This window comes from Bacteroides sp. L10-4, assembly GCF_013373675.1.
Classification (GTDB): Bacteria; Bacteroidota; Bacteroidia; order Bacteroidales; family Bacteroidaceae; genus Bacteroides; species Bacteroides muris.
The window spans coordinates 24,278-35,695 of the sequence record NZ_JABXJH010000022.1; the positions used below are offsets into that span (position 1 = coordinate 24,278).

Consider the following 11,418-nt stretch of genomic DNA (forward strand, 5'->3'; position numbering starts at 1 on the left):
TTCGAACTTATTTGGATTATTGTTTTGAACATTCACAGAGTTAATGTACTTTTGTACTCGTTAACCAACATTGCATAGCAAATGTATATCTGCACTAAACAAACTCTCCAGACTCTGGTCTTACTTTTCTTCATGCTGTTCTCAACCACAGCCTATGCAGACAAGTATGTCCAGCGCTTTTCCAGCCTGAAATTTGGTACAGAAGAGGGTTTGAACAGCCTACGGGTCTTTTCCATCGCAACAGACAAGTCGGGAGCTATATGGATGGGCACACTTGATGGAATCAACCGTTTCAATGGGCGTTCGATGAAAAGCTATCAACTAGGAACCAATCAGAAATTATCCGATGCTTCAGGAAGCACCACAATGTTAGCTATAAGTCCTAACAATTCACTTTATGCTTATAACAATGTAGGACAGATTTACAAATACAACTTGCTTACTGACCAATTCGAACTCTGGCTTGATTTAGCAGAACATATCTACATGGGCCTGATTCTCCAGCACCTTCTTATCGACTCGCAAGAACAATTGTGGATAGGACTGAGCACCGGGCTCTATTGTTGCCGATTTGGTGAAATGCCTCAACTTATCGATTCAGAAAACCATGTGACCTATATCACCGAATTGCCTCAAGGTATTGCCACCGGTAGCACATGTGGCCTGCGTATCTATTCCAAGGATAGAGTTTTACTGCATAAGCTCTGTCCAGGCACCTATGTACAAAGCCTTTTAGTGCCATCAGGCAGTGATACATTATTGATAGGCACTTTCAATAGTGGAATAAAAAGCGTCAACCTCAACTCATGGCAAGAACAGGCAACCGGTGCCGTAACTCTTCCTCATACTCCTATCCGTTCCATGATAGAAATGACACCTTCTACCATCCTATTGGGATTTGACGGAGATGGAGTCTACACCTACAACTACCTGACCGGCGAGACAGAACCACTCTTCACACGTGCCAACCGAATGCTTACTGCCATGGGAGTATATTCCTTATGCCTGGATTATGAAGACAACATATGGATAGGAACCTACACTGGCGGCGCATTTCTCATGATGCCCGAAGAAACCACCACCACTTTACTAAGACATCACAAAGGAGAAGAGCCCTCCTTAGCCGATGACAATGTAAATGCATTCTGTGAGCAGCGCAACGGTGAACTGTGGATTGCCACCGATGACGGTATCAACATATACAATCCCCAAAATAACCGATGCAGACAGATACTTGCAGGTAATGTGGTATTAAGCATCTCCATTGATTCTCAGGATAATATTGCTGCAGGTACTTATGGTAATGGGGTATTTCTTCTCAACAGCCAAGGAGAAATTTTACACCATTACCTTAGCGACAATAGCAGCTTACCATCCGACTACCTCTCTACAGTACTGTTTGATACAGACGGAGATTTATGGATAGGGACAATGGAAAATCAGTTGCTGCAACTGGAATGCTCCACCCGGCAATGGAAGTTACACAACGTAATCAAAGTACGCTGCATAGCACAAAAGGATGCACATACCATTGCTGTAGGTACAGTAGACGGACTGGTACTGATAAACAAACAGACCGGAACATCCACACATTTGTTTAAGAGTACTGACAATAAAGGAGAAGACTTCAATGCTTTCATCCAATCCATAGTATTCGTAGACGATGAGCAGGTCTGGCTGGGAACTGACGGTGGAGGCCTTTATTTATATAACTTACAAACTGCTGAAAAAAAGGCATTCTCTACCGAACAGCGTCTGCCGTCCAACCGTGTGAGTGCCTTGCTCATCGACCATAGCAATATGTTATGGATTACTACTGATCACGGTTTGGCATGCCTTCCTCCGCAGCCATCCATGCAGATATACAACCAGAATTTCGAGCAAGTAATGTCGAGGTTCTACAACCGTTCCGCAGCCACTCTTTTAGCCGACGGACGCATAGCACTGGGAAGTACCACTGGTGTACTGATATTCAAGCCTCACATTTCACTGACTTCCTATCAGTCTCCATCCTTACAACTCACCGACTTCCGAATAGACAATATAGATGCCAGGGAGTCTGCGGGCATGCGCCCAGAACTCATGCAAATGCTGGCAGATAGCACCATTATTTTATCATATCGCCATAATTCATTCACAATGGGATTCGAGTCTGTAAGCTTCCGCTATCAGGAAGACATTGCATACGAATACATGCTTCAGGGATTCGACCGTAACTGGAACAAACTGGGAAATAATGAACAACTGCGCTACACAAATGTGTCGCCAGGCAGATACCGGCTTTGCATACGTTCATACAGCCTCAATAGCGGACTCATACTGAGCAGTCGGACTACGTGTATCACAATCTGCCAGCCATGGTGGAACACTTGGTGGGCATGGATATTATACATCATGACACTATGGGGTATAATAGGAGCAGTTATAAAAAGTAAACAACAACAGTTGGTACGCCACTATATGAACGAAAAAATCGCCTTTTTCGTAAGCATAGCCCATGATATCCGTACCCCACTTACACTTGTCAAGGCTCCTCTGGACGAACTACGCCATGACTCCACACTTCATGAAGATGCCGTCCGGTCCATCGGACTGGCACATTCCAATCTCAACAAGCTATTGGATATATTATCACAGTTACTTGACTTTGAACGGATAGATCATTCCAGCATGAAACCCCAGATAGAAGCTGTGCCGCTAAAACAGATTACAGACAATCTCCTTACCATCTTTCAACCCCTCTGCCAGCAACAACAAAAAACATTGCAGACGAGTAACATCGACTGTCAGTTGGGAGTATGGGCCGACACGAAATTATTGAACCGGATACTCACCAACCTTTTATCCAATGCCCTAAAATATACCCCTGCAGGAGGAAAAATCAGCATCAGAGCGAAAGCCGAAGCAGACAAAGTAAAGATTATCGTGAGTGACACCGGAATCGGCATCTCCCCAAAAGAACAAAAGAAACTGTTCACAAGCTTTTTCCGTGCCAGCAATGCCATCAGTTCCGGTACTCCGGGCATCGGTCTGGGGCTATTGCAAGCCAAGCGGCTTGCCACTTTGTTGAAAGGCGACATCAAGGTTAGCTCCGTCGTGAATCAAGGTTCGGAATTTACGCTCATACTCAATAAAGCTACAATCACAAATTCTGCGGCATCCGTTGCCACTCCTGCTATGGAAAGGCCTGTCACTATGGAAGCCCCCATGCTCTGCGACTCGGACAAAGACACATTGCTTATAGTAGAAGACAATGACGAACTCCGCCTCTATATGCGCCGCATATTTGAACCTATTTACTGCGTCATAGACAAATCCAATGCACAAGAAGCATTGGAATATATGGAAACGCAATACCCCAGTTTAGTATTGTCCGATATAATGATGCCCGGCATGCAGGGTGACGAAATGTGCAACCGGATAAAAAGCAATCCTGCCACTTCGGGCATACCTGTCATACTGCTCACTGCCAGGACCTTCAGAACTTCCATCATAGAAGGGCTGCACAAAGGAGCCGATGACTACATAGCCAAGCCTTTTGACATAGATATACTGAAAGCCAAAATTCAGACACAAATAGAAAACCGCAAACGCCTGCGGCAATATTACACACAGATTGCACTGCGGCATGACCTTCCAACAAGCAAGACTATTGAGGAAATGCCTACTATACAATCCAGCATGCCCAATAGTGCAGACAGTGCCTTTGTAGAGAAAGCGACTCAAATCGTGAAAGAAAACATAAGTAACTTTGAATTCGACATTGACCAACTCTGCCGGGATATGGCCATGTGCCGGACTCTTTTCCACGAACGACTGAAAGCTCTTACCGGGCATACCCCGCAAGATTTCATCCGTATTATCCGCCTTGAGCAGGCTGCCGCCCTACTGCAACAAGGAATACCGGTGACCGATGTTTCCATACAAACGGGCTTTGTGAACTCCAAATATTTCAGCACCCTATTCAAGAAATATTTCGGTGTCCAACCCAGCCGATACACCGGGCAAAGAATGAATATAGGCTGATTTGTAGGATTTCAAACCTCTATATGCAGAATTTCAAACTATACATAACCCCATTACCGCTAACTTTGTCGCCATAAACCTATAAAACTGATTTTATGAGCACAAAGTTCATCTTCTTGAAGAATGTAATGGCAATACTATTGTCCATAAACATTTTGTCCTGTTCCAGCTCCAATTCCTCCATAGAGGAGTTGCCCTATCTCACAGTGAAAAGTGTATACCCTCAGAACCTCGCAGCTGCCGGTGGAGAAATAACCATCCGTGTTTCATCCTATCCCGTCGCAACAGCCCAATCCAATGCCGAGTGGATGACACCGAAATCAAAGACTTCTTCCGATAACCTTATGTCATTTACATTTACAGCAGAAGCCAATAAAGGGAATGCGCGTAAAGCCGGCATAACTATCACGGCCGGTGAAAAGGAAACCGTCATCATCATCACCCAAGCTGCAAATAATGAACAAGAGAACAAACCTGCCATAGACGAAAATCTGCCTGCCGTAAAAGTGGCAAGGGAGCTGGGGCTCGGATGGAATCTGGGTAACCAGCTTGACGCTCATGTAAACGAAATAGCCGACGAGACTTCATGGGGTAACGGCAAAGTTACACAAGAGACACTCTTGAAAGTAAAACAAGCCGGATTTACATCAGTCCGCATCCCCGTTACCTGGTTGGGAAAAGTAGGCGAAGCCCCGCACTATCATATTGACGCAGACCGGCTGAACCGCGTGGCAGAAGTGGTGGAATATGCTGAAAGAGCCGGGCTGAAAGCCATTATCAACATCCATCACGACGGACACCGCCACATCCACGAAGACGGTTTTGATGAGCACCGCTGGCTTGATATCGTAGAAGCAGCACGAAACAAAGACGTAAATAACGCCATCAAAGAGCAACTCAAATCCATGTGGACACAAATAGCCCAACGTTTCGAGAACAAAGGCGAATTCCTAATTTTCGAAGGCCTCAATGAGATTCATGACGGAAGATGGGGTACCGGCACCAACACCACCGATGGAGGCAAACAATATGCCATACTCAATGAATGGCAACAAGTTTTTGTAGATGCCGTCCGTGCCACCGGCGGCAACAATGCAACCCGCTACTTAGGTATCAGCGGCTATTGCACAAACCCTGATCTTACCATAAAACACCTGCAGCTCCCAACAGACCCGACAAAAGACCGTCTGTTAATATCGGTACACTACTACGACCCTGCCACCTTCGCATTGGAAGATAAATTTGCAGAGTGGGGACACACCGGCGCCCTCAGCAAAAAAGAGAAATGGGGAGACGAAGAGCATCTTGAGAAAATCTTTGCAGCACTAAGAACCGCTTATGTAGAAAAAGGGATTCCCGTATACATTGGAGAAATGGGGTGCGTACACCGCAACAACAACCGTTCTGAAGCATTCCGCAAATACTACCTGGAATATGTATGCAAAGCTGCACGCACCAATGGCATGGCCGTATTCTATTGGGATAACGGCAATGCCGGTGCCGGACGGGAATGTTCCGGGCTGATGAATCACGCCACAGGAACTTATGTCAACAATGGAAAGGATGTGATAGATGTCATGACCAAAGGGTATTTCTCCAATGACCCTTCATATACATTAGAAAGCCTATACAATAACGCTCCACAATGAAAGTACGACAATCTCTTACTTAGCAGCAAAAGGGAGAAACCGGGTAGCATCCTTTCCGCATTATAGCCTCCTCTGAATATCCTCGTTACTGTTCCGCTGGCCCTTGCTACGTATATCACCACCGAAAGTATAGGATACACCGATACGGAAACCGGTAAAGGCAAACTGATTGTCGGCAATTATCTTCAGCCCGTTGGACATGGTTTCCAATTTGGAATGGCTGACAAACAGATTGTTTACATTCAGGCTGAGGTTGAGCTTATTGTCCAACAACCGGTAAAGCATACCTGCACTGACGCTGTAAGTGGGGCTCATCAGATAGATGCCCCGATACTGCCGGGAAGAATAGGAACCGGACAACGTAGCCAGAAGAGTCTTCTTTTCATTGAAGAAGAAAGTGTTGCGCAGACTGGCGTCATAAGCCCATCCTTTCTCCTCGGGAGAGGTGGTGACAGCGCTGGAGGTAGTCCGGCGATAGCTCACTCCATGCTGGGCGTAAGCTTGCAGCCATTTGGTACGGAAAGTGTACGAATTGTTAAGCCCGAAAGCATGCGTCTTCATGAAATTCTCCCAAAGGAAAGAAGTCACATTCGTTTCGGCATCCAAGTCCACAACCTGGAAGAATACATCGTCCGAATAAGAATAATAAGCGGAAACATTGAAATTGTTCTTCAACGTATATCCCAGTTCTGCATTGTAAGTGTAGCTGGGTTTCAAGTCCTCACGCCCGCAGGCATACGTATATTTGTTCTGATAGAACGGAAAAGGATTGACCATATTCTGCGACGGACGGGAGATGCGGTTGGAGAAACTGAAGTTCAGCGCATTCCCGTCTGTAGGCGAATAAAGCAGATAGACAGTAGGGAACAAGCGCGTATAGTCGTGCTTGTCCTCCGTATCCTTCGCTTCGGAAATACCGGTAGTGCGGGTGTGCTCCATACGCAAGCCCAACTGCATGGAAAAACGTTCGGAATATTCACGGCTATAATCAGCATATAAGGCATAGATTTGCTCCTTGTAACGGAAATAATCATCCTGCACCAGCGTAGGGTCCGACGTATCGTAATTGATATCGTTGCGAGTGTTGGTAAAGGAGACCTTGGCACCTGCCGTTATCTTGTACTTTTCAAAAGGAAGGATGAAATCAAGAGCGGAGGAGACTACATCCACCTTGCGATGTTGCAGATAGTTGTAATCGAAGTTTGTACCCGGAATCTCCGTACCGTCAGGCAGGAGGGTTTTCGAGAGAAAGCCCATATTTTCGTCCCGGTTGTCACGCAGGTAATCCACATCCCAAGTCATTTTCTTGCCTTTGTCATCCCAGACCTTATCGGTATGGAAGTTCAGATTGAGGCGGTCGGAACCGGTATCCTTGTCACTGTTGGAGTACAGCAGAGAATCCAGTACGGCGGTAGAGGCATCGTAAACTTCCGTCCATGAAAGGGCGTTGCCCGGTTTGGGGGCACTGTGATTATAGATGGCCTGCATACCTGCACTCCAGTCCCGTTCCAACGATACATCCACACCTCCCTGAAGGTAGAAGCTATTCATGTAATTGGTGTAGTCGGCACGGCTGTTCCAGATGTTCTGCGGAAAATAGCGGTAATTCTTCTCACGCGTCTCATAGTTGCCCTGCGTAGTACCCCCGTTGAGGAAGGATGACACGCGCCCCTTGCTGAGGTTCAGGCTTACCCCTCCATATCCGTAATTGTCCTTTTCACCAGCGCTGTAGGAAGCGGAAGCCGTACCACCCACGTAATCTTTGGGACGTGACTTCAAGCGAATATTGATGATGCCTGCATTTCCGGCGGCATCGTACTTGGACGGAGGCGTGGTAATCACCTCCACCTTCAGTATCTGGGAGGTGTCATAGGAACGGAGGTAATCTATCAGTTCATCTCCCGACAGCTTCGTCTCACGGTCGTTGATATAAACCCTAATCCCCCCTTTACCTATAATACCAATGCTGTTTTGTCCAACCTGCAGACCGGGCACTTCACGCAGAAGGTCGAGTGCACTGCCTCCGGCAGAGGCTATGGTATTATGTGCATCGAACACTACCCTATCCACCAGACGCTTGATAACGGGACGCGCGGCCGTAACGGTCACTTCGTCCAGCGAGGCGGAAGAAGATTTCAATGTCAATTCGCCAACGTTTTTGTTTCCTCGCAACACAACGGGCAGGTAGAGGTCTTCACTCCCGATAAGGGTGATATGCAGCAAGTATTCTCCCCGTGGCCGGTCAAAAGAGAAACAGCCTTGTGTGTCGGTCAGCATGCCGGTAATATAGGTGCTGTCCTTTGCCTGCTTCAGCAGCACATTCGCCACCTCTACCGGTTGGCGGTTCTCGTCCTGCACACAACCGGAAAGCCGATAAGTCTGGGCGGAAAGGAAAGTGGCCATACTTGCCAAGGCCATCCATACCATCACTCTTTTTCTAACGTTGTTCAGTAGATTCTTTTTCATTATGCGTTTGATTTTAATGTTTCACCTTTTGTATTTCACTGATGCAAAGGTAGGGGTAAAACATGCCTCAAACGGTCTATATCGAGGAATAAAAAGTCTATATTTTCAGACTACAAATCACTGTATAGAAGCACTTTAAATTTGCAATAGTCTATATCAGGCCTTTTCCGGTCTATATGCTCTTCATAAACTCTACAATGCCCTCTTTCTCTCCCATCCCCAGCTTCTTGCGGATAGTCGTTTTCCGTTGGTAGATGGTGGGAATGCTTTGTTGTGTCACCACACTAATCTCCTTCGTCGAGAAGTCCGCACAAAGCAGACAGCAAAGCTGTTTCTCCTTGTCGATGAGCACATCACCGAAACGGCTGTTCATTTTTGTGTAGAAGTTATCATAAATCCGGTCTATGATGGGGTACAAATCCTCCCAAACCAGCAAACTCTCTACCGGCAGTTCATGGCTGGTAATACCCGAAATGCGGCGAAGCAGCTCCTGATTCTGTGAGGTAGGTTGTTTAGCCACCAGCCGTATCATGCCTAATTGCTGCAACAGTATTTTCCGGAAAAACTGTCCGTCCTCCTCCTTCGACCGGCTCTTTGTCGCATCTTCCAACAGCCGGGTCAGTGTTTCCGCCCGTTCTTCCGCTTCAATCAGCCTATCGCGCCGGTTACGGACATAAAGAAATGCACCGCCACCCGCAAGTACCAGTACCAACAGTGCCAGCAACAAATTCAACTGTGCCTGCTTCCGTTCCACCGTCAGTATCAGGTTGGCTTGCGAAAGCGTCTCCTTCGACTCATCCTTACGCCGGACTGTGCTTTGCACTGCGGTAAGGGCATTGGCCACAGAATCGTTATAACGAGCCACATCCAGCACATCAAACGTACGGTAACGTGTATAATCTATCAATGCCCTGTATACTGCCACCATATTCTCTTCCGTCAGAAACCTGTTCCTGCCTTCACTGTGTTCTCTCTCCTTATTCAAATAGTATTCTGCCGAATCAATCAGTCCTTCTTTCAAGAACACCTCCACTTTTACCAAATCTCCCATACGCAACTGCACCGGATCGACGACATACTGTTCCATACGGCGAATGGTGGCTATCGCCCCCGAAGGTTCATCAAAGGAATAGGCCTGCAACTGGGCATAATTGCGCAAATAATGCACTATCCGGTTAGTATCTCCCGACTGCATTGCCAATCCTATGCTACGCTCCATGTAGTAAGGTGCAGAATCATTCTTATTCAGCCCCAGGGCAATACCCATGGAGAAGAAGTTCTCGGCCTTTGCATTCAGGGCTATGGCAGCACGGAAAGTTTCTATGGCTTTCTCATAATCTTTCCAGACGTACACATACCAATATGCCTTATCACTCAGCATATCAGCCATTCTTCCGGTATCCTGCAAGGCTTTGGCAAGAGCTATGCCACTGTCAATGGCAGCCATACACTGTCCGTGCTTTTTCAGCCAATGCCAATACCAGGCCTTCAGTTGGTAGGAGAGCAGGTTCTTCGCTGTGTCGTTGCAAAAAGCATAATAATCGGAAGCAGGCAATATCAGGGAATCTTCCGTCATCGAGTTTTTCCGCTTACAGTGCACATAGGCATTCAGCCATCCATACAACAACCGCTCTTCACCCGAGAGCTGCGAGGGTTTCTCTATCTGCGACAGCAACGCAGAAATGCTGTCCACATTCATTTCCACTTGCTCTTCTGCCAGATACAGCAGACGCACATCGTTCATCTGCCGGCAGGAAACGAGGCACAGCAATGCAAACAACAGTCCCAGGAAAGGTAATCGATTCATATATAGGAGATGTGTTTTCAGACAAAAGAACATTTTTTTCCTTCTGTTCTTATGTTTTTGTTCCTATGTTCCTCTGTCTAAATCATTCTTTATTCAATCCGTCAAACGCAGTTGTCATCTGCCTGCAACCGCAGCTTCCAGTTGCTTCAATGCCTGCTCCAGTACCGAACGCGGGCAACCGATATTCAACCGCATAAAGCCCCTGCCCGGTTCACCGAACATGGTTCCGTCATTCAGTGCAAGATGCGCCTTGTCCACAAACAGCCGCACCAGTTCCTCCTGAGTCAGCCCTAATCCCCGGCAGTCCAGATAAATCAGATAGGAAGCCTGTGGACGTATCATGCCGATGCCCGGAATATGCTCGCGCAGGTAGTTCTCCGTGAAGTCGATATTACCCTTTATATAGTCCAACAGCTGTTCCAACCACTCCTCACCATGCATATAGGCAGCCGCCGCACCGATATAGGCCAACATGTGTCCCTCGCAGAACTCGCCTGCTTCCATGAACCCTTGAAAACGGTGGCGGATGTCTTCATTGAGGATAATGGCGTACGAACTTCCCAATCCCGGCATATTGAATGCTTTGCTGGGGGCCATGAAGGTGAGGGAGTTCTGCGCCGCAGCTTCTGAAACCGTGGCAAACGGATGATGCTTATAAGGCGGTAAAGTCAAGTCGGCATGTATCTCATCGGAAATGACGAATGTATTGCTTTCCTTACAGATGTCGGCTATCCGCTTCAGTTCTTCCACCGTCCATACACGCCCGCCCGGGTTATGGGGATTGCAGAGAATCAATACTTTGCATCCTTGTATATCCTTACGGAAGCGGTCGAAATCAATTTGATAATATCCGTCTTTCAGGTCAAGCGGAGAATAGACCACTTCACGCCCCATGCGCTGCGTCACCAGGAAGAAGGGATGATAGACGGGAGGCATCACCATCACCCGGTCACCGGGATTGGTGAAACATTGCAATGCGAAGGCTTGACCGCGGACAATGCCGGGTACAAACGTCAGCATCTCGCGAGTGACGTTCCAACCGTGGCGACGACTGAGCCAACCGCAAATGGAAGTGTACCACTCCTCGCACGCAGACGTATAGCCCAGCACCTCATGCTCAAGGCGCTTCCGCAAGGCTTCCATCACAAACGGAGGCGTGCGGAAATCCATATCCGCCACCCACATGGGGAGGAGGTCATCGCGCCCCCATACATTCTTCACGCCATCCCATTTCACGGAGTCGGTACCACGGCGCTCTATTACTTCATCAAAATTGTAAGTCATATGCTTGTTTTTTTATTGTAGTTTCACTAATTCAACGAATCAATTTGTTTTGTTTTTATACCACCCGAAAGCAGATTTACAACTACCTGATTATCAGTATGTATAAATAAAGCCTATTTCAGTCGTATACTGAACCCTATTCAGTATACGACTGAAATAGGCTCAGTATACGACTGAATAGGGCTC

At 47.1% G+C, this 11,418-nt stretch carries 5 protein-coding genes; 2 read left to right on the forward strand and 3 right to left on the reverse strand.

The genetic code is table 11. The annotated features are described in order from the left end of the window. Window positions 1-81: 81 nt before the first annotated feature. Window positions 82-4,026, forward strand: coding sequence for a hybrid sensor histidine kinase/response regulator transcription factor (locus tag HU824_RS08960; RefSeq protein WP_176468653.1), 3,945 nt, complete (start codon window positions 82-84; stop codon window positions 4,024-4,026). 95 nt (window positions 4,027-4,121) lie between these two features. After that, window positions 4,122-5,675, forward strand: a complete 1,554-nt coding sequence (locus HU824_RS08965; protein WP_217994188.1) for a cellulase family glycosylhydrolase — start codon at window positions 4,122-4,124, stop codon at window positions 5,673-5,675. A gap of 60 nt (window positions 5,676-5,735) precedes the next feature. Here the strand turns inward: HU824_RS08965 and HU824_RS08970 are convergent, their stop codons facing one another. From HU824_RS08970 to HU824_RS08980, 3 genes are all read right to left on the reverse strand, one after another. Further along, window positions 5,736-8,141, reverse strand: a complete 2,406-nt coding sequence (locus tag HU824_RS08970; RefSeq protein WP_176468654.1) for a TonB-dependent receptor domain-containing protein — start codon at window positions 8,139-8,141, stop codon at window positions 5,736-5,738. A gap of 172 nt (window positions 8,142-8,313) precedes the next feature. After that, entirely contained in the window at window positions 8,314-9,948 is a 1,635-nt protein-coding gene (locus HU824_RS08975; RefSeq protein WP_176468655.1) for a hypothetical protein, read from the reverse strand. Window positions 9,949-10,062: 114 nt separating this feature from the next. Next, window positions 10,063-11,232 (reverse strand): MalY/PatB family protein, encoded by a 1,170-nt coding sequence (locus tag HU824_RS08980; protein WP_176468656.1) that lies wholly within the window; start codon window positions 11,230-11,232, stop codon window positions 10,063-10,065. Window positions 11,233-11,418: the final 186 nt, after the last annotated feature.

Excerpts from the sequence above, each read along its gene's own strand:
- HU824_RS08975 (WP_176468655.1), bottom strand. The coding sequence starts at position 9,948 with ATGAATCGATTACCTTTCCTGGGACTGTTGTTTGCATTGCTGTGCCTC.
- HU824_RS08965 (WP_217994188.1), top strand. The coding sequence starts at position 4,122 with ATGAGCACAAAGTTCATCTTCTTGAAGAATGTAATGGCAATACTATTG.
- HU824_RS08970 (WP_176468654.1), bottom strand. The coding sequence starts at position 8,141 with ATGAAAAAGAATCTACTGAACAACGTTAGAAAAAGAGTGATGGTATGG.
- HU824_RS08980 (WP_176468656.1), bottom strand. The coding sequence starts at position 11,232 with ATGACTTACAATTTTGATGAAGTAATAGAGCGCCGTGGTACCGACTCC.
- HU824_RS08960 (WP_176468653.1), top strand. The coding sequence starts at position 82 with ATGTATATCTGCACTAAACAAACTCTCCAGACTCTGGTCTTACTTTTC.